The sequence below is a fragment of the Pectobacterium carotovorum genome (genome assembly GCF_033898505.1).
GTDB classification, from domain to species: domain Bacteria; phylum Pseudomonadota; class Gammaproteobacteria; order Enterobacterales; family Enterobacteriaceae; genus Pectobacterium; species Pectobacterium carotovorum_J.
Map to the genome: position 1 here is coordinate 2,349,476 of NZ_JAXAFK010000001.1, position 19,185 is coordinate 2,368,660.

Annotated in this window: 16 protein-coding genes; 3 read left to right on the forward strand and 13 right to left on the reverse strand. The window is 52.2% G+C overall.

What is annotated here, in order from left to right:
• Positions 1–2: 2 nt before the first annotated feature.
• The 9 genes from nuoI to lrhA all read right to left on the reverse strand — a co-directional run bounded on the left by nuoI (position 3) and on the right by lrhA (position 10,999).
• Positions 3–545: an NADH-quinone oxidoreductase subunit NuoI gene (gene nuoI, locus R9X49_RS10490; protein WP_015840961.1), complete on the reverse strand. Its 543-nt coding sequence runs from the start codon at positions 543–545 to the stop codon at positions 3–5.
• 17 nt (positions 546–562) lie between these two features.
• Positions 563–1,537, reverse strand: coding sequence for an NADH-quinone oxidoreductase subunit NuoH (nuoH, locus tag R9X49_RS10495; protein ID WP_015840962.1), 975 nt, complete (start codon positions 1,535–1,537; stop codon positions 563–565).
• Positions 1,534–4,260, reverse strand: a complete 2,727-nt coding sequence (gene nuoG / locus R9X49_RS10500; protein ID WP_319848300.1) for an NADH-quinone oxidoreductase subunit NuoG — start codon at positions 4,258–4,260, stop codon at positions 1,534–1,536. The genes nuoH and nuoG overlap by 4 nt, the downstream gene beginning before the upstream one ends.
• 187 nt (positions 4,261–4,447) lie before the next feature.
• The gene (gene nuoF, locus R9X49_RS10505; RefSeq protein WP_319848301.1) at positions 4,448–5,797 is read right to left on the reverse strand and encodes an NADH-quinone oxidoreductase subunit NuoF; all 1,350 of its coding nucleotides are present in this window, start codon (positions 5,795–5,797) and stop codon (positions 4,448–4,450) included.
• Positions 5,794–6,339: an NADH-quinone oxidoreductase subunit NuoE gene (gene nuoE, locus R9X49_RS10510; protein ID WP_319848302.1), complete on the reverse strand. Its 546-nt coding sequence runs from the start codon at positions 6,337–6,339 to the stop codon at positions 5,794–5,796. Before nuoE ends, nuoF begins: the two co-directional genes overlap by 4 nt.
• 2 nt (positions 6,340–6,341) lie before the next feature.
• The gene (gene nuoC / locus R9X49_RS10515; RefSeq protein WP_271873612.1) at positions 6,342–8,141 is read right to left on the reverse strand and encodes an NADH-quinone oxidoreductase subunit C/D; all 1,800 of its coding nucleotides are present in this window, start codon (positions 8,139–8,141) and stop codon (positions 6,342–6,344) included.
• Positions 8,142–8,239: 98 nt separating this feature from the next.
• The gene (locus R9X49_RS10520) at positions 8,240–8,914 is read right to left on the reverse strand and encodes a NuoB/complex I 20 kDa subunit family protein (RefSeq protein WP_005969846.1); all 675 of its coding nucleotides are present in this window, start codon (positions 8,912–8,914) and stop codon (positions 8,240–8,242) included.
• A gap of 17 nt (positions 8,915–8,931) precedes the next feature.
• Positions 8,932–9,372, reverse strand: coding sequence for an NADH-quinone oxidoreductase subunit A (locus R9X49_RS10525; protein ID WP_015840967.1), 441 nt, complete (start codon positions 9,370–9,372; stop codon positions 8,932–8,934).
• A 676-nt stretch (positions 9,373–10,048) separates the two neighbouring features.
• On the reverse strand, positions 10,049–10,999 hold the full coding sequence (lrhA, locus tag R9X49_RS10530) for a transcriptional regulator LrhA (RefSeq protein ID WP_319848304.1): 951 nt from the start codon (positions 10,997–10,999) through the stop codon (positions 10,049–10,051).
• A 501-nt stretch (positions 11,000–11,500) separates the two neighbouring features.
• Between lrhA and R9X49_RS10535 the strand changes: the two genes are divergently transcribed.
• The gene (locus tag R9X49_RS10535; RefSeq protein WP_039515364.1) at positions 11,501–12,715 is read left to right on the forward strand and encodes a pyridoxal phosphate-dependent aminotransferase; all 1,215 of its coding nucleotides are present in this window, start codon (positions 11,501–11,503) and stop codon (positions 12,713–12,715) included.
• Positions 12,716–12,848: 133 nt separating this feature from the next.
• A complete protein-coding gene (gene yfbR / locus R9X49_RS10540; RefSeq protein WP_319848305.1) occupies positions 12,849–13,448 on the forward strand; it encodes a 5'-deoxynucleotidase in 600 nt (199 codons plus the stop codon).
• Positions 13,449–13,477: 29 nt separating this feature from the next.
• On the opposite strand, the gene R9X49_RS10545 is transcribed toward yfbR, so the two are convergent.
• The 4 genes from R9X49_RS10545 to yfbV form a co-directional block, all read right to left on the reverse strand.
• Entirely contained in the window at positions 13,478–15,310 is a 1,833-nt protein-coding gene (locus R9X49_RS10545) for an SLC13 family permease (RefSeq protein WP_319848306.1), read from the reverse strand.
• Between the two features lie 322 nt (positions 15,311–15,632).
• Positions 15,633–16,289 (reverse strand): sugar phosphatase, encoded by a 657-nt coding sequence (locus tag R9X49_RS10550; RefSeq protein ID WP_319848307.1) that lies wholly within the window; start codon positions 16,287–16,289, stop codon positions 15,633–15,635.
• Positions 16,290–16,311: 22 nt separating this feature from the next.
• The gene (locus tag R9X49_RS10555; RefSeq protein ID WP_010295396.1) at positions 16,312–16,806 is read right to left on the reverse strand and encodes a YfbU family protein; all 495 of its coding nucleotides are present in this window, start codon (positions 16,804–16,806) and stop codon (positions 16,312–16,314) included.
• Positions 16,807–16,971: 165 nt separating this feature from the next.
• Positions 16,972–17,427 (reverse strand): terminus macrodomain insulation protein YfbV, encoded by a 456-nt coding sequence (gene yfbV / locus R9X49_RS10560; protein ID WP_225085256.1) that lies wholly within the window; start codon positions 17,425–17,427, stop codon positions 16,972–16,974.
• Between the two features lie 476 nt (positions 17,428–17,903).
• Between yfbV and ackA the strand changes: the two genes are divergently transcribed.
• Positions 17,904–19,106, forward strand: coding sequence for an acetate kinase (ackA, locus tag R9X49_RS10565; protein WP_319848308.1), 1,203 nt, complete (start codon positions 17,904–17,906; stop codon positions 19,104–19,106).
• Positions 19,107–19,185: the final 79 nt, after the last annotated feature.

The window sequence follows — 19,185 nt, forward strand, 5'->3', positions numbered from 1 at the left end:
CCTTAGGGCAACAGGCCTTTGACATCAATAGGTTTGGCTTCGTTTTCCGCTTCGCCTTTGTCTTTCCCATCGATTGCCATACCAGCCATCCGGTAGAAATTGTATTCCGGATATTTACCCGGCCCCGATATCAGCAGATCTTCTTTCTCGTACACCAGATCCTGACGTTTGTAATCGCCCATCTCGAAATCCGGCGTCAGCTGGATAGCGGTTGTCGGGCACGCCTCTTCGCAGAAGCCACAGAAAATGCAGCGTGAGAAGTTGACGCGGAAGAACTCGGGATACCAGCGACCATCTTTGGTTTCCGCTTTCTGCAATGAGATACAACCGACCGGACAGGCCACCGCACACAGGTTGCAGGCAACGCAACGCTCTTCACCATCAGGATCGCGCGTCAGCACGATACGACCACGGTAACGCGGCGGTGGATTCACAGGCTCTTCGGGATACATTCTGGTTTCGCGCTTCTTGAAAGCATTCGAACCCACCATACAGATACTGCGTATCTGGGTGCCGAAACCAACCACTAAGTCTTTCAATGTCATGGTTTATTCACCCCTTCTTAAGCGTTGTACAAAATGACGGCCGCTGTCGCCAGCAGATTCAAAAGCGTTATCGGCAGACAGACTTTCCAACCGAAAGACATCACCTGGTCATAACGCGGACGGGGTAACGAAGCACGAATCAGGATGAACATCATCATGAAAAAGCCAGTTTTCAGCGCAAACCAGACAAATGGAGGCAGGATTGGACCATGCCAACCGCCGAAGAACAGCGTCACCATCAGCGCAGAAACCGTAACAATCCCGATATATTCCCCGACAAAGAACAAACCGAATTTCATACCGGAATATTCAATGTGGTAACCATCGGCAATTTCCTGCTCAGCTTCAGGCTGGTCAAACGGGTGACGGTGACACACCGCCACGCCTGCGATGGCAAACGTAATAAAGCCGAAGAACTGCGGGATAACGTTCCACAGGTGTTCCTGAGAATCGACGATGTCACGCATGTTGAACGAGCCAGCCTGCGCGACAACCCCCATCAGCGACAGACCGATGAACACTTCATAACTCACGGTCTGAGCGGAAGCACGTACCGCACCCAGCAGTGAGTATTTGTTGTTACTCGCCCAACCGGCAAACAGCACCGCGTAAACAGCCAAACCCGCCATCATCAGGAAGAACAGAATCCCGATGTTCAGATCGGCGACACCCCAGGTTGGCGTAATCGGCACAATCGCAAAGGCAATCAGCATTGACGTAAACGCGATCATCGGCGCCAGCGTGAAAATCACCTTATCGGTAAAGTTCGGCACCCAGTCTTCTTTGAAGAACATTTTGATCATGTCAGCGACGAGCTGTAATGAACCGCCCCAACCTACCCGGTTTGGTCCATAGCGTCCCTGGAAGAGGCCGAGCAGTCGGCGTTCACCCATACTCATGAACGCGCCACAGGTCACCACAACCAGCAGAATCACGATCGCTTTTCCAACGGTAATCAGGATCTCGGTTAATTCCGGTGTTAACCAACTCATTGTGCGGCCTCCCGCAGATTTTCAACGGTTGCACCCGCCAGCACCGGCGCAATACCCGGCAAGCCCAGCGGTAAACCAACCTGTCCCTGACTCAATTCCGCACTTAAGCGCAGTGGCAGACGTAGCGTTTGTCCTGCACAGGTCAGCTCCAGCAATGTACCGGCGTTCACACCTAGCGTTGCCGCATCGGCCGGGTTCACCATCACATAAGGTTCTGGCATACGCTGCTGAATCACATCAGAACGCTGTGACATTTCATCACTACCAAACAGGTGATAATACGGCGCAACGCGCCATTGACCCGCTTGTGGGACGAACGCCGCAGGAATGTTGTCGAAATACGCCAGCGAACCTTCTCCGGCTTCAATCATACGCACACCCGGATCGCCATGACGCAAATGTCCGCCTACTTCATCCTGGAATTTGTTCCAGGCTTGCGGTGAGTTCCAGCCTGGTGCCCAGGCAAACGGAATCTGCTGACGGTTAGCTGTCGGACTGTTGTTCCCTTCCATTGAGAAAGCGAACATGGTGTCTTTATCAACAGGCTGACGCGGTTCGTGCACGCTGATATTGGCACGCATAGCGGTACGACCACTGGAGCGAATCGGTGAGCGCGACAGTTTCTGACCACGAATACGGAACGAGGCATCCGGCGCGGCATCTTTAATCGCAGCCAGCTGCGGCAGTGCCGCGGCACACGCATCAATCACATTATCCAGTTGCGTCCAGTCAACCTGACGGCTGTTGTAAGTGATATACAGCGAGTGCAGCCAGCGCCAGCTTTCCAGCATCACAACTTTGTCGTTGTAGTACGTTGGGTCATAAACCTGGAAGAAACGCTGAGCGCGGCCTTCCTGGTTCACCAATGTACCGTCGCTTTCAGCAAAGCTGGCAGCAGACAGAATCATGCTGGCTTTGTCCATGATGCGAGTACGCTGGTGGTCGACCACAATCAGGTTCTCCGCTTTTTCCAGCGCGGCATCAACGCGAGCGATTGGGGCATGACGGTAGAGATCGTTCTCCAGCACAACCACGCTGTCGGCGTCACCGTTTTCCAACTGCGCCAGCGCATCATCCAGCGAACCGCCGCCCATGATTGACAACCCAATGCTGTTGGCAGCAGGAGCAACAAAGGTAATTCCGACGTCAGAACCGCGATTTTTCAGCGCCTTGGCAACGTTTGCCGCCGCAGAGATGACTTCTTCGCTGCCAGCATTGGTGCCGGAAATGATGAGTGGTTTTTTCGCACCGGCCAGCGCCTGTACGATGATATCGACTTTCTGGTCAAGGCCCGCAGCCAGATCGGCAACTGCTGGCGCGCTACTATCCAGACCGTGTGCAATGGCAAAACCAAGGCGAGCCTGATCGGCAACTGGCGCACGGTAGTTCCATGCTGCGATGTCGTCCAGACGAGTGCTGTCTACGTTGGTGACAAACAGCGGGTGCTTGGCATGTTGACCAATGTTCATGATCGCCGCGATCTGCCAGTCAGCCACTTTCTGCGCTGCCGCCATTTCACGGGCTTTGCCTTTCACCGCCTGACGAACGGCCAGTGCGATACGTGCCCCCGTCTGCGTCAAGTCTTCACCCAGAATCAGAACCGCATCGTAGCCTTCGATTTCACGCAGCGCCGGCGTTCTCACACCACTTTCGCGCAGCACTTTCAGGATCAGTTGCAGACGATTTTGTTCTTCCTGCGCAATACCAGTGTAGAAGTTCTCTGCCCCTACCAGCTCACGCAAAGCGAAGTTGCTTTCGATGCTGGCACGCGGCGAACCGATACCGATCGTTTTCTTCGCTTGACGCAACACATCCGCCGCACCTTGCAGAGCCTGATCGGCATTCAGCGCGATCCAATCATCACCGCGACGTTGCAGCGGCTGGTTTGGACGGTCTTTCTGATTAACATAGCCGTAGCCAAAACGGCCGCGGTCACACAGGAAATAGTGGTTTACGCTACCGTTAAAACGGTTTTCGATACGACGCAGTTCGCCATAGCGTTCACCGGGGCTGGTATTACAGCCGATGCTGCACTGTTGGCAGACGCTCGGTGCAAATTGCATATCCCATTTACGGTTATAGCGCTCGGAGTGCGTTTTGTCGGTAAATACACCGGTAGGACACACTTCAACCAGGTTACCGGAGAATTCGCTTTCCAGCGTGCCATCTTCCGGGCGACCGAAATAAACGTTGTCATGCGCGCCGTAAACGCCGAGATCTTTGCCATCCGCGTAGTCTTTGTAGTAACGCACACAGCGATAGCACGCGATACAGCGGTTCATTTCATGAGAAATGAATGGGCCGAGATCCTGATTGCGGTGGGTACGCTTGGTGAAGCGATAGCGACGGAAGTTTTGCCCCGTCATGACCGTCATATCCTGCAAATGACAGTTACCGCCTTCCTCACACACTGGGCAATCGTGCGGGTGGTTGGTCATCAGAAACTCAACTATCGTCTTACGGAATAGCTTCGCTTCTTCATCTTCAATCGCGATGAACGTTCCCTGGGTTGCTGGTGTCATACAAGACATCACCAGACGACCGCGGGTGTCTTCCGCGTTTTGATACTGTTTTACCGCACAGAGGCGGCAGGATCCGACGCTCCCGAGCGCGGGGTGCCAGCAAAAGTAAGGAATATCAAGTCCCAGAGTCAGGCAAGCTTCCAGAAGGTTGTCTGCTCCGTTTACTTCATACTCTTTGCCGTCTACATGAATAGTAGCCATAGTCAGCATGCTTCCATAATGGCCCGTGTTGCCACGAGCGCTAATCAAAAATTCTGTATACCCTCATCTTTCAAATCGCAAATGCGTTGGCTACCTGCGCCTGAAATCTATTGGGTTTATAGAGGGTGGCTTATTTGCGCCACCCTGCGGATACATTCACTGCATCTCGCACGTGTTGAGCGATAGCTTACCAGCGCTCTTTCAACAGGTTAGGCTGAATACCGCCAATCGCTTTGACGTTGCCTAAATACTGTTTAGAGATACCCGCTTCGAATTCTTCCCGGAAATACTTGATGGCACTTTGCAGCGGCTCGACCGCACCCGGCGCATGCGCACAGAAGGTGTTACCCGGTCCGAGGAAGCGGCAAAGCTGTTCCAGCGTTTCGATATCGCCGGGCTGACCTTCGCCCTTCTCCAGCGCACGCAGAATCTTCACGCTCCACGGCAGACCATCGCGGCATGGCGTACACCAGCCACAGGATTCACGGGCGAAAAACTCTTCCAGATTGCGCGTTAGCGAGACCATATTGATCTCGTGATCGACGGCCATCGCCAGCGCTGTACCCATACGGCTACCGGCTTTCGCAATGTGCTCAAAATCCATTGGCAGATCGAGATGGCTTTCCGTCAGGAAATCCGTACCCGCGCCACCCGGCTGCCAGGCTTTCAGCTTCAGACCATCGCGCATACCGCCCGCGTAGTCTTCCAGAATCTCACGCGCCGTGGTGCCGAATGGCAGTTCCCACAGGCCCGGATTGTTGACGCGACCGGAGAAGCCCATCAGTTTCGTGCCTGCATCTTTACTTTTACCCGCAGACAGCCCCTGATACCACGCCGCACCGTGTTCGATAATCGCCGGTACGTTACACAGCGTTTCCACGTTGTTGACGCAGGTTGGTTTACCCCAAACCCCCGCAGACGCCGGGAACGGCGGCTTAGAGCGTGGGTTGGCACGACGGCCTTCCAGTGAGTTAATCAGTGCCGTTTCTTCACCGCAGATGTAACGCCCGGCGCCCGTGTGCACGAACAGCTCGAAATCGAACCCGCTGCCCAGAATATTTTTACCCAGCAGACCCGCCGCTTTCGCTTCTTCGATTGCACGACGCAGGTGGACAGCCGCTTCGATGTATTCGCCGCGCAGGAAGATGTAGCCGCGGTAGGCTTTCAGCGCAAAGGCGCTAATCAGCATACCTTCAACCAGCAGATGGGGCTCTTGCTCCATCAGCAGGCGGTCTTTATAAGTCCCTGGTTCCATCTCATCCGCGTTACACAGCAGGTAGCGGATGTTCATGCTTTCGTCTTTCGGCATCAGGCTCCACTTCAAGCCCGTCGAAAAGCCCGCGCCGCCACGCCCTTTCAGGCCAGCATCTTTAACCAGTGAGACCACTTCATCCTGCGCCATGCCGGTTAGCGCTTTTTGCGCGGCGGCATAGCCGTTTTTGCTGCGATATTCATCCAGCCATACCGGCTGTTTGTCTGCGCGTAAACGCCAGGTCAGAGGATGCTGCTCAGCAGTCAGAACAATGTTTTTACTCATTGATACTGCTCCAATAACGATTCAATTCCTTCCGGCGTCACATGGGTATGGGTATCTTCGTCAATCATCATTGACGGCCCCTTGTCACAGTTCCCCAGGCAGCAGGTCGGCAACAGCGTGAAACGTCCATCGAACGTTGTCTGTCCCGGTTTGATGCTGAGCTTACGCTCAAGCGCGGCCTGTACGCCCTGATAGCCATTGATGTGGCACACGACGCTGTCGCAATAGCGAATAACATGACGCCCGACAGGCTGACGGAAAATCTGGCTATAGAACGTCGCTACGCCTTCCACGTCACTGGCAGGAATGCCCAGCACATCGGCAATCGCGTTGATAGCGCCATCCGGTACCCAGCCGCGTTCTTTCTGCACAATTTTCAGTGCTTCAATTGACGCCGCGCGCGCATCTTCGTAGTGATGTTTTTCGTGCTCAATGGCGTCACGTTCGGCGTCGCTCAATACAAAAGCATTGTCTTTTGTCAGCGAATCGGCAGCAGGTTGTCCCTGAGCGTCAATATGATCGTGATTGTTATGATCATGCATAATTAGCGGTCCACATCTGACATTACGAAATCAATACTGCCGAGGTAAACGATCAGGTCGGATACCAGACATCCGCGAATGACAGAAGGAATCTGTTGCAGATGCGCATAGCTCGGCGTGCGAATACGGGTACGGTAGCTCATCGTGCCGCCGTCACTGGTCAGGTAATAGCTGTTAATGCCCTTCGTTGCCTCAACCATCTGGAATGATTCATTGGCAGGCATAACCGGTCCCCAGGAAACCTGAAGGAAGTGGTTAATCAGCGTATCAATATGCTGCAACGTGCGCTCTTTTGGCGGTGGCGTCGTCAGCGGGTGATCCGCTTTGAACGGCCCTTCCGGCATGTTCTTGAGGCACTGATCCAGAATACGCAGGCTCTGACGCAGCTCTTCAACCTTCAGCATAACGCGGCTATAGCAATCGCTGATGCCGTCGCCGACGGGCACTTCAAAGTCGAAGTTTTCATAGCCGGAATACGGACGCCATTTGCGCACGTCAAAACCGATACCTGTAGCACGCAGACCCGCACCGGTTACGCCCCAATCCAACGCTTCTTTCGCATTGTAGGCAGCGACGCCCTGAGTACGGCCTTTCAGGATGGTGTTCTGCAGCGCGGCCTTAACATAGGTATCCAGGCGGCTCGGCATCCAGTCGAGGAATTCACGCAGCAGACGCTCCCAGCCGCGTGGCAGATCGTGCGCCACACCGCCAATACGGAACCAGGCCGGGTGCATACGGAAGCCGGTAATCGCTTCAACCAAATCGTAAATTTTCTGGCGGTCAGTAAACGCAAAGAACACCGGTGTCATCGCACCGACGTCCTGAATATAGGTACTGATGTACAGCAGGTGGCTATTAATGCGGAACAGCTCGGACAGCATCACGCGAATCGTTTTAACGCGATCCGGCACCTCAATACCCGCCAGTTTTTCTACGGCAAGCACGTACGGCATTTCGTTAACGCAGCCGCCAAGGTATTCAATACGGTCGGTATAAGGGATGTAGCTGTGCCAGGACTGACGTTCGCCCATTTTCTCCGCGCCGCGATGGTGGTAACCCACGTCAGGCACGCAGTCGACGATTTCTTCGCCATCCAACTGCAGGATAATACGGAATGCACCGTGTGAAGATGGGTGGTTTGGACCGAGGTTGAGGAACATGAAATCCTCATTTTCAGTGCCGCGCTTCATTCCCCACTCTTCCGGTTTGAACGTCAGCGATTCCATTTCCAGATCTTCTTTCTGCTTGGTCAGCACGAAAGGATCGAATTCGGTCGCACGCGCCGGGTAATCTTTACGCAACGGGTGCCCTTCCCACGTCTGCGGCATCATGATGCGCGTCAGGTGCGGATGGCCGTTGAACGTAATACCAAACATTTCCCACGTTTCACGCTCATACCAGTTGGCATTCGGGAACAGTTTGGTCACGGTCGGTACGTGCAGATCGCTCTCGGCCAACGCGACTTTCAGCATGATGTCGCGGTTACGTTCGATGGAAATGATGTGATAAAAGACGGAGTAGTCGGCGGCAGGCAAGCCTTCACGGTGAGTGCGCAGACGCTCATCCATACCGTGCAGGTCAAACAGCATGACATAAGGCTTCGGCTGTTTTTTCAGGAATGCGACAACGTCCAGTAATTGCTCACGTTTGACCCACACAACGGGGATACCTGTGCGGGTAGCTTGTACAGTAAATGCATCTGGTCCAAAACGGTTACACAGCTCGCCAACGACCGGATCGTCAAGGTGATCGCGGGTTTGCCAGCCTGGCTGAGCGAGATCGTGTGTCGTTAAATCTGTCATAAATATGTCACCACATTAAATGTGCTATTTCTGTATCTGATAATGACCGCACACTATTATCGGGGTATTACACGGTCACCGGGTTTATCATCTACAGGTCAAATCTCATCAGGCGAACGCAGGTTGGTCACAGCGATTCGCTCGCCGCGTTTGCGCTCACGCTCAGATTGCATATTGGCACGGTAAACGCCCTGTTCACCTACCACCCATGACAGAGGGCGGCGTTCTTTACCGATGGATTCTTTCAGCAGCAACAGCGCTTGCATGTAGGCTTCAGGACGTGGAGGGCAGCCCGGAATATACACATCAACAGGCAGGAATTTATCTACGCCCTGAACGACGGAATAGATATCGTACATACCGCCGGAGTTAGCACAGGCTCCCATGGAGATAACCCATTTAGGCTCAAGCATTTGCTCGTACAGACGCTGAATAACGGGGGCCATTTTAGTAAAACAGGTTCCCGCAACGACCATGAAGTCGGCCTGACGTGGCGACGCACGCAGAACCTCAGCACCAAAACGCGCCACGTCATGAACGGCAGTAAATGACGTCACCATTTCTACGTAGCAACAGGAAAGGCCGAAGTTGTACGGCCACAGGGAGTTCTGACGCCCCCAGTTCACCGTATCGTGTAACGCATGTTCCAGTTTGCCCATGTAGACACTACGGTGAACATGTTGCTCCAGAGGGTCGGAAACGATCTCCTGACGTTGCAGGGGATAACGGTCATTCTCACCGTCCGGCTCTATGCGGGTGAGCGTATAGTCCATCTTAAAATGCCTCGCTGTTACTGCGGATGAGTGTTGGTAGTGTTGATGATGTCTGATTTAACGACTTGTCTCTTGGAACGTACCGGGGTCCAGTCAAGTGCCCCAACGCGTACCAGATAAATCAAACCAGCCAACAGCACCAAAATGAAAATGGTTGCTTCAATGAAGCCAATCCAGCCGCTTTCTTTGATAGACACAGCCCAAGCGTAGAGATAGAGGGCTTCAACGTCGAAGATAACGAAGAACATAGCGACAAGATAAAATTTAGCAGACAGGCGTAACCGCGCTGAACCCACTGAGTCGATCCCGGATTCATAAGGTACGTTTTTAGCTCTGGCTCTGGCTCTCCCCCCCAGCAAGAATCCACCGGTCAGCATGAAGACGCAAAGGCCTACGGCAATGATAAGGAATAGCCCAAATGCCCAATGATGGGCGAGGATTTCAGTAGTTGTTGACATTCTCTTTGCTTACTCATCAAAAGTGGCGGGTAACATCCCTGCTCTATTATCGGCAGTTAATGCGCCACATCGATTAAAAGGAAGGATTAATAACCACAAAAAAGCATGGAAACGTATCAGGTAAGCCTTGCTTGGTATGGTTGAGCCCCTAAATTTGTAACCTTTTTTTCAACCTTACTAAAAATAACAGTACATTACTTTACATGCACGCTGTTTTGTTAACATTTTGTGTCCTCACCCGTAGCTAAATCGAGTCAGTCCTTTTGTCGGTTAACCAGCGTGCAGCGACACAGGAAGCAAGTTCACTGCGTCACTATACCATTTTCACAGAAAATGCCTGTTCCCCCATGGGGTTATTAGGGGTATTTTTTGATCCAGCACACATTTTTACCAATTTAGTTAGTAAAAAAACCACGAGATGCTAGACAAGACTGGACGCCAATTTCCATAACATTATTTTAAAAAAATAGAACCAGCGTTTTATAAATTAGAGATAACCATTTATTTCGCTGCGCCTAGACTATTGATGTGAAATGGAAAACGCAAAGTGGGATTGGAGTGACGAAATCAGGGCAATAAGACGCAGCCAATGCGGGTTTAACACCTTAGTCATAAATCATCATCATTCGGGGTGCATCCCTACCCTCCCCGAATGATAGTTAACTACCCATTACGATTAGATCGCGTCCTTCAGCGACGGATCGGAAGACAATTTTTCATTCGTGCTGTTTGCGAACATGCTGACTGGCGTAATGTGAGAGGGCTTCCCTGATTCAATCACATTGAAAATTGCCGTCGCCAGTTCATTCTCCTGATTAGGGTTCTGGCAGAGGAAATAACGTGTTTCAGGCAATCTCGGCAACCCTTCCTCTTCGCCCAGCACCCGCAGTTCCGGGCTCATCATTTCCACCGAACGCACGGTGATGCCCATACCAGCCTTCACCGCAGCTCGCACAGCAGATAGCGTTGAAGCCACGTAGGCGATTCTCCAGGGAATCCCTGCGGCCGTCAGCTGCTGCGTCGCCAAGGTACGAAAAGGACTGGGTTCATCCAAAACAACCAAGGGTACAGGTTCCTGCGATCGGAACTGATAATCCGCCGCGCAATACCATAGCGTCGGGGAACTCCGTAATAACACATGAGGAAACACCACACCGTTCATTGTGGTAATGACCAGATCTATTTTCCCCTGATTCAGCATATCCATCATTTCAGCGCTGCGTTTTACGCTGACATTGACGGAAAGCTTAGGAAATACCGATGTCACCCGGTGCAAAATATAAGGAAGGATGGTGTCTGCCGTATCGTCAGACGCCCCGATGGTCAGCGTTCCCTGAATATCGCTGTACATTAATGAAATACAGGCTTCATCATTGAATTGTAATATTTTTCTGGCATAACCCAAAAACTGGATACCGTGTTCGGTCAGCAATTTATTACGCCCGTGCCGGGCAAAAAGCTCCTTTCCGATGAGTTGCTCCAGCCGCTGCATCTGCTGGCTGACAGCCGATTGAGTCCGATTGACTGCGGTCGCCGCCGCTGCAAATGTATTTAAATCTGCAACGGCAACAAACGTCCTCAGTAAATCAAGATCGAGATTAAGTACTGGTCGATTTGCACTGGTCATACGATTTTTCACTTATCTATTTTAATTTTAACAAAATATTCCTGGTGTTTTATTACATGTACAGGTAATGACCGATACATTTAAAGACACTATCGCAGACGCACGATAAGGGCAAAAAAATACTTATATTTCGTTACCCCTATCGCCTTTCCATTGGTAAGACATCACTAATTAAATGGCTCACCAGTCTTAATCCTTCATTCAATAACAACGACACTTTCTCTTTATTTCATCCTGCGAAATAAATACGCTTCACACTTAAATAAACGAGCCTTCCCTGTCACCCTATTCTGGCGCTAAAAAAGTGCGGCATGAATAGTCGTCCGCACCCCTACCATATCGCACCATCCAACGAGTACACAACCATATAGTGCAGATGCGCAACCATTTGCAGCAAAAGCGATAATCATTCTTCAAAAGGTACTACAGGAGGAGTACATTAAGCAGGTTATGCTATTCCGTATGGGAATATGCGCTCTCTGCAGAAGGTTCGTACTATTTATGTCTCCGATTGAAAAATCCAAGAAACTGGAGAACGTATGCTATGACATCCGTGGCCCAGTCTTAAAGGAAGCCAAACGGCTTGAAGAAGAAGGTAATAAAGTCCTTAAGCTGAATATTGGCAACCCTGCCCCTTTCGGCTTCGAAGCACCGGACGAAATTCTGGTCGATGTCATCCGTAACCTGCCAACCGCACAGGGCTATTGTGATTCCAAAGGCCTCTATTCTGCCCGTAAAGCCATCGTTCAACACTATCAGGCGCGGGATATGCGCGATATTACGGTTGAAGACGTCTATATCGGCAACGGTGTGTCCGAACTCATCGTGCAGTCCATGCAGGCTCTGCTCAACCCGGGCGATGAAATGCTGGTTCCTGCGCCGGACTACCCGCTCTGGACCGCGGCTGTTTCCCTGTCTAACGGCAACGCCGTACATTACCTCTGCGATGAATCCTCCGATTGGTTCCCCGATCTGGATGATATCCGCAAAAAGATCACGTCCAATACTCGCGGTATTGTGATCATCAACCCGAACAACCCAACGGGGGCGGTCTACAGCAAAGAGCTGCTGTTAGATATCGTCGAGATTGCGCGCGAACACAACCTGATCATTTTCGCCGATGAAATTTACGACAAAATTCTGTATGACGATGCGCAGCACCACTCGATTGCCGCACTCGCGCCAGATCTCCTGACAGTCACGTTCAACGGTCTGTCCAAGACGTACCGTGTAGCGGGCTTCCGTCAAGGCTGGATGGTACTGAACGGCCCGAAAAAGCACGCCAAAGGATATATTGAAGGGCTGGAAATGCTGGCTTCCATGCGTTTGTGCGCTAACGTGCCGATGCAGCATGCGATTCAGACGGCTCTGGGCGGCTATCAGAGCATCAGCGAATTTATTCAACCCGGCGGACGCCTGTATGAGCAGCGCAACCGTTCCTGGGAACTGATCAATCAGATCCCCGGCGTATCGTGCGTAAAACCACGCGGTGCGCTGTACATGTTCCCCCGCATTGATGCCAAACGCTTTAATATCCACGACGACCAAAAACTGGTGCTGGATCTCCTATTACAAGAAAAAGTGTTGCTGGTTCAGGGAACCGCATTTAACTGGCCTTATCCGGATCATGTACGCATCGTCACGCTACCGCGTATCGATGAACTGGACATGGCGATCCACAAATTAGGGCGTTTCCTCGGGCACTATCACCAATAGCCCAACCCCTCTCTTCGCCGGGCAGTCATAGCCCGGCGAAAACCTGACCTTCGTTTGCATAATCCCAAGCAAGTGCCCACAATAGACGCCCACGATATCGCTATTTCACCGTGCTGTTGTCTGAGAGATCGCCATGAATCAGAGCCACTTTTTCGCCCACTTATCCCGTCTAAAGCTCATCAGCCGTTGGCCGCTCATGCGCAATGTGCGCACGGAAAACGTCTCCGAGCACAGCCTTCAGGTCGCCTTCGTCGCGCATGCACTGGCGGTCATCAAAAACCGCAAATTCGAGGGTAATCTGAACGCAGAACGCATCGCGCTCCTGGCGATGTATCATGATGCCAGCGAGGTGCTGACTGGCGACATGCCGACGCCCATCAAGTACTACAACGCGCAGATCGCACATGAGTACAAGAAAATAGAGAAGATTGCACAGCAGAAACTGGTTGAGATGTTACCGGAGGAGCTACAGCAGGATTATCGGATGCTGCTGGATGACAACTACACCAGCGAAGAAGAACGTGCCATCGTTAAACAGGCAGACGCGCTCTGCGCCTACCTGAAGTGCCTGGAAGAATTATCGGCAGGCAACGCGGAATTCATGCTTGCCAAAGCGAGACTGGAAAAAACCTTGCAACAGCGCCACAGCCTGGAAATGGACTATTTTATGACAGTCTTTGTTCCCAGCTTTAGCCTGTCGCTCGACGAAATCAGTCAGGATTCTCCGTTATAGCGGCCATCCGCTATAACGGGAGCACATGATCAGAACGGATACAGCCACGGCACCATCACCACGCTGACCAACATCACCAGAACGGTAAAGGGGACGCCAACGCGCACAAAGTCCCCGAATTTATAACCGCCCGGCCCCAATACCAGCGTATTCACCGGTGACGAGACTGGCGTCATAAACGCGGCGGATGCCGCAATCGCGATGATCATCGCAAAGGGATACGGTGACACACCCATCTGCTTCGCCGCAGCAATCGCAATGGGCGCCATCAATACTGCCGTCGCCGTGTTGGAAATGAACAGGCCAATGACGGCACACAGCACAAACAAACACACCAGCATCACATGCGGCCCAGCGTCTCCGGCAACATCCATCAGCCCTTTAACGATCAGCGTAACACCGCCGGTTTGCTGCAACGCCAGCGCAAACGGCATCATCCCGACAATAAGGATAATGCTCGGCCAGTGGATTGCCCGGTAGGCGCTTTCCATGTCAATACACCGGAATTTCCCCATCAGCAAACAGGCGATCAGCGCAGCAATCGCATTCGGTATTTCATCCGTCAGCATCATCGCCACCATCAGCGCCAGACAAAACAGCGCGTGGGGCGCCTGGCTCACCGCGGGCGCAACGTCATCCACTTCGGCAGGAAGATTAAGCAAAAGGAAGTCGTTTTTCTGCGTATGCAACTGCCGGATCATGCGCCAGTCGCCCATCACCAGCAGAATATCACCGAGCTGGAGCGGTTCATCAGCGAGAATACCCTCCATCGCCTCACCTGCCCGGCGGATCCCCACGACGCTCAGGCCATAGCGGCTTCGGAAGCCAACGTCGTACAGCGTTTTTCCCAACAGCTCGGAATCAGGGATCAGCGAGACTTCCGCCATCCCCACATCACGAGCCTGCTCAGAAAAATATTCGCCGCGCAGCACCATGGGTTCCAGCCGCTGCGCGGTACAAAATTCACGTAAATCCACTTCCGATGCTGACATGTCGATCAGCAGAACATCGTTCAGACGAAGTTCGGTATTGCCCGCTACGCTGATCATCACGCGGCGGAACTTGCGCCAGCGTTCAATCCCCACCACGTTCGCCCCAAAGCGCTGACGCAGGCGTAAATCATCTAGCCGGTGGCCGATAAAAGGCGATCCCGGACGAATCGCCAGCCGGCGCGCCCTGCCCGTCAGCTGGTAATCACGAATCAGATCGCGGAACGTTCTTCTCTTCCACATCTCTTTTGCCGTTGCGGTCTCCGCGCCGCCAAGCCAGTAACGCGCTACCATCATATACGCCACGCCCAGCAGCAATACCACTATCCCTATCGGCGTCACGCTAAAGAACCCAAAACCTGCCACGCCTTCACGCATCAATTCACTGCTCACCACCATATTCGGCGGCGTCGCGACCAGCGTCATCATGCCGCTAATCAACCCGGCAAAGCTCAGCGGCATCATCAGCCTTCCGGGGGAAATCTTCATCCGTGTGGAAACACTCAGCACCACAGGAATAAAAATCGCGACAACCCCAGTGGAACTCATAAAGGCTCCCAGCAACGCAACGGTGACCATCAGTAAGATCAGCATCTTCATCTCACCGCTGCCCGCCACGCGAACCAGCCAATCACCGACCTGATAAGCGACACCGGTACGAACCAACCCTTCACCAATCACAAACAGGGCCGCAATCAATATCACATTCGGATCGCTGAACCCGACTAGCGCTTCAGATAGCGTCAGCGTGCCGCTCAGTACAAACGCGATGATGACCAACAGCGCTACGACGTCCATGCGTAATTTATTGGTGGTAAACAACACAATGGCGATCAGCAACAGGGATAAAACCCAGAGAAGTTCGCTATTCAAAACGGTTCCCCTGACGGAAAAATGCATGTTGAGAGGTGTAGGTTCAGTCTGCCATAAAAAAATGCAGGCGCATTTTTCAACACCGCACAGCGGTGGCCCAAAGGGTGGCAGACATTGGTATACCCTAAATAATTCGAGTTGCAGGAAGGCGGCAATCGCACGAATCCCCGGGAGCTTACACAAGTAAGTGACTGGGGTGAGTAAGGGAAGCCAACGCACATGCAGCTTGAAGTATGACGGGTATAGTCTGCCATAAAAAAACCTCGCGAATGCGAGGTTTGATCATATTTAGTCACAGTTTTGTCATTATGTTACAGACGACCTACTGGCGCAGAAGTACCTTAGCGCCGTTCGGTAAGGGTTCTATTTCTATCTGCTCCAGCGAATCGAGGATGAGATCGACCTGATCCAGTTTTGGCGTATCCGCGGGGGCTTTTACCGCAATGACCTTGCAGCCCGCGGCCAAACCCGACAGCACGCCCGCTGGCGCATCCTCAACGACAACACATTCTTCCGGCTTGAGCCCTAACTGCTGTGCGCCAAGTAAGTAGGCATCGGGGTGAGGTTTACCTTTGGCAACCTGCTCCGCCGTAATAAAGGCACGAGGCGCAGGCAGCTCTCCACGGTGATGACGGGCGCTGGCAATCGGCACCGTGCCAGACGTCACAATTGCCCAAGGAATATTCAGCGCATCCAAACGCTCCAACAGCGCCTTCGCCCCTGGTATGGCTACAATACCTTGCGTATCAGAAGCTTCCGTTTTCTCCAGCGCATCGAATTCCTGTTGAATCGTTTCTTCGCTCTGTCCCTGAAGAAAGTGGCGCAGAGATGTGATTGCCTGCTTGCCATGAATAAAATCCAGCACTTCCTGTGGTTCAATACCGTGATCTTTTGCCCAGTTAATCCACGCACGTTCTACAGCTGGCAGTGAATCGACCAACGTACCATCGAGGTCGAACAGAAAACCTTTACACTCCACAGAAAGCCCCTTTTTTCATTAATCAGGCGTTGATGATCTGTGCGATCTCCACCGCACTCAAGTGATACTGGCGCGGGCAGGATTGCCAGACAGCCAGCATTCTGTTGTATTTTTCCCACATCTTCGTCTGAGCATTAAACCCATGCGTGCCCGCATCAAAGTGGGGGTAGCGACCTTCGACATGTACCATAAAGCGTACAAAACCGAGGTAGCGCGCTTCCGTTGCGGCATCAAAGCCCAGGAAGGTCAGACGTCGTTCGTCCAGATCCTGCTTATCTTTCAGATTGGTCCACGACACCTGCAGAGCGTGGTGCATTTCCATGATGTTAATAATGGTGCGGCAGACTTCTTCGGTTAGTTCACCAAACTCACGATCCAGTTCGCGCATCTGCAAACCGTAACCACGCTCAATGATCGTTTGTAACCGGCGATAGCGCTCGGCGTTGTCAGGATCGAGCATCGTCATCATTTTGTATTGGTTTGAAAGGATCAATCTCTGGGCATTCGTCATTTCCATGTTGCTCTCCTGAACCCTCTTTGGTGTAAGCCAATGTCGCTAAATAGGTATTAACCGCAGAATCGCATACTGAATCGTGTCACGATAGCGGTAGCCACCGCTTCTTTGATTTGAAACAGGGGAAAGAACAAAATAGCCATCAACCCTCACACAGCCTGACGCCGATCACAAATCATCAAGGAAGGTTTTATCAAGCTGGTTGAATGCCCGCTTCAGCACATCCGCCAACGCTTGGTACGTCGGCGCTTCTTCCAACGGGGCTAATGCCTGACCTGACTCCAGCAGCTTATGACGAATTTCGTGGAACCACTGCGCCAGCGTCGGCGGTAAAGGCGTCACGGAACGGCGGCCAAGCCACCATAGGCCCTGCAACGGCAGGCTACAGGCAAACAGTGCAGTAGCAATGGCCGGGCCGAGCTGGCCGCCGAGCGCAATCTGCCACGTTAAGGTAAACACCGCCAGCGGCGGCATGATGCGGATGCCAAACCGCGTCGCTCGCGCCACGCGGTTTTCAGGAAATACGGGAGCCAGCTGCTTTTCCGCCGGCCACGTCTTCATGTAATGCTGCCCACGTTGGAGTAGCTGTAGCCAACTGATTCTACTGTCTGGTTTCGTCGCCATAGCCACACCTCAACTTTACAGATAAAAAATAAAACTTTTGCACAAATCAACAACTCAAGTTGATAAGGTTAAAATATATTTTGTGTTTACCCTACGCTATCGGTATCCTAGATCGGCCTTCTGGCCGCTGTATACCTAAAGTAGTATGACTACACGCAAGGAGTATAATTCCCTTCGCGACATAAGCGCAGCCAACGGCCATAACGCGGTTATCCATCGCTTTAAAAGCTGCGGTTTACATCAGGTCGACGTCACGTTGTTGTAGCAAGTCTTGTTGTATGGATTCGTTGTTGTAACAAACAATGGTTGTAACGATTATCCGATATAACATACGTCATAGTATCGACCCTATTTCATCATCGTGTCTGGTGTATCACACCAAGGCATGATGTTAATCATAAATGCCAGCGGCGGCATGCGATACGCTATGCCCTGTATGACATTTTTTTAACCATGTATAACAAGTAGGTACTTCCATGTCGAGTAAGTTAGTACTGGTTCTTAACTGCGGTAGTTCATCCCTGAAATTCGCCATCATCGATGCGATTAACGGAGAAGAGTACCTGTCTGGTTTAGCCGAGTGTTTCCACCTGCCTGAAGCCCGTATCAAATGGAAAATGGACGGCGGTAAACAGGATGCCGAACTGGGTGCTGGTGCGGCTCACAGCGAAGCGCTGAACTTCATCGTCAACACCATTCTGTCTCAGAAACCAGAGCTGTCAGCTCAACTGGTTGCTATCGGTCACCGTATCGTTCACGGCGGTGAGAAGTTCACCCAATCCGCGATCATCACTGATGATGTTCTTCAGGGTATCAAAGATTCCGTACCTTTTGCACCTCTGCACAACCCGGCGCACTTGATCGGTATCGAAGAAGCACTGAAATCCTTCCCACATCTGGCTGATAAAAACGTCGCTGTCTTCGACACCGCGTTCCATCAGACTATGCCGGAAGAGTCTTACCTTTATGCACTGCCGTACAAACTGTATAAAGAAAACCACATCCGTCGCTACGGTTTCCACGGCACCAGCCACTACTTCGTTTCTCGCGAAGCCGCTAAAGTGCTGAACAAACCTGTAGAAGAGCTGAACGTCATCACTTGCCACCTGGGCAACGGTGGTTCCGTTACGGCAATCCGCAACGGCGAATGCGTTGACACCTCTATGGGTCTGACGCCGCTGGAAGGTCTGGTTATGGGTACGCGCTGTGGCGATATCGACCCGGCTGTGATTTTCCATCTGCACGACGCACTGGGCATGGACGTAGACAGCATCAACAAATTGCTGACTAAAGAATCCGGCCTGCAAGGTCTGACTGAAGTAACCAGCGACTGCCGTTACGTTGAAGATAACTACGAGACGAAAGCAGACGCGAAACGTGCAATGGACGTTTACTGCCACCGTCTGGCTAAGTACATCGGTTCCTATGCCGCGCTGATGGAAGGCCGTCTGGATGCCGTAATCTTTACCGGTGGTATCGGTGAAAACGCAGCAATGGTTCGTGAACTGTCGCTGAAAAAACTGGGTCTGCTGGGCTTTGACGTCGACCACGAACGCAACCTGGCAGCACGCTTCGGTAAAGGTGGCAACATCGCTAAAGATGGCACCCGTCCAGCGCTGGTTATCCCGACTAATGAAGAATTGGTCATCGCTGAAGACGCTTACCGTCTGACTGCGTAAAACACGTAACTCCCAACACCGTCAGCCAAGGCTGACGGTGTTGTTTTTGACTAACGAGCAACCGTAAAGAGGTTCAGCC

Coding starts and splice junctions, on each gene's coding strand:
- nuoG (WP_319848300.1), bottom strand. CDS start 4,260: ATGGCTACTATTCATGTAGACGGCAAAGAGTATGAAGTAAACGGAGCA.
- ackA (WP_319848308.1), top strand. CDS start 17,904: ATGTCGAGTAAGTTAGTACTGGTTCTTAACTGCGGTAGTTCATCCCTG.
- R9X49_RS10520 (WP_005969846.1), bottom strand. CDS start 8,914: ATGGACTATACGCTCACCCGCATAGAGCCGGACGGTGAGAATGACCGT.
- nuoC (WP_271873612.1), bottom strand. CDS start 8,141: ATGACAGATTTAACGACACACGATCTCGCTCAGCCAGGCTGGCAAACC.
- lrhA (WP_319848304.1), bottom strand. CDS start 10,999: ATGACCAGTGCAAATCGACCAGTACTTAATCTCGATCTTGATTTACTG.
- nuoH (WP_015840962.1), bottom strand. CDS start 1,537: ATGAGTTGGTTAACACCGGAATTAACCGAGATCCTGATTACCGTTGGA.
- R9X49_RS10525 (WP_015840967.1), bottom strand. CDS start 9,372: ATGTCAACAACTACTGAAATCCTCGCCCATCATTGGGCATTTGGGCTA.
- R9X49_RS10535 (WP_039515364.1), top strand. CDS start 11,501: ATGTCTCCGATTGAAAAATCCAAGAAACTGGAGAACGTATGCTATGAC.
- yfbR (WP_319848305.1), top strand. CDS start 12,849: ATGAATCAGAGCCACTTTTTCGCCCACTTATCCCGTCTAAAGCTCATC.
- R9X49_RS10555 (WP_010295396.1), bottom strand. CDS start 16,806: ATGGAAATGACGAATGCCCAGAGATTGATCCTTTCAAACCAATACAAA.
- yfbV (WP_225085256.1), bottom strand. CDS start 17,427: ATGGCGACGAAACCAGACAGTAGAATCAGTTGGCTACAGCTACTCCAA.
- nuoE (WP_319848302.1), bottom strand. CDS start 6,339: ATGCATGATCATAACAATCACGATCATATTGACGCTCAGGGACAACCT.
- nuoI (WP_015840961.1), bottom strand. CDS start 545: ATGACATTGAAAGACTTAGTGGTTGGTTTCGGCACCCAGATACGCAGT.
- nuoF (WP_319848301.1), bottom strand. CDS start 5,797: ATGAGTAAAAACATTGTTCTGACTGCTGAGCAGCATCCTCTGACCTGG.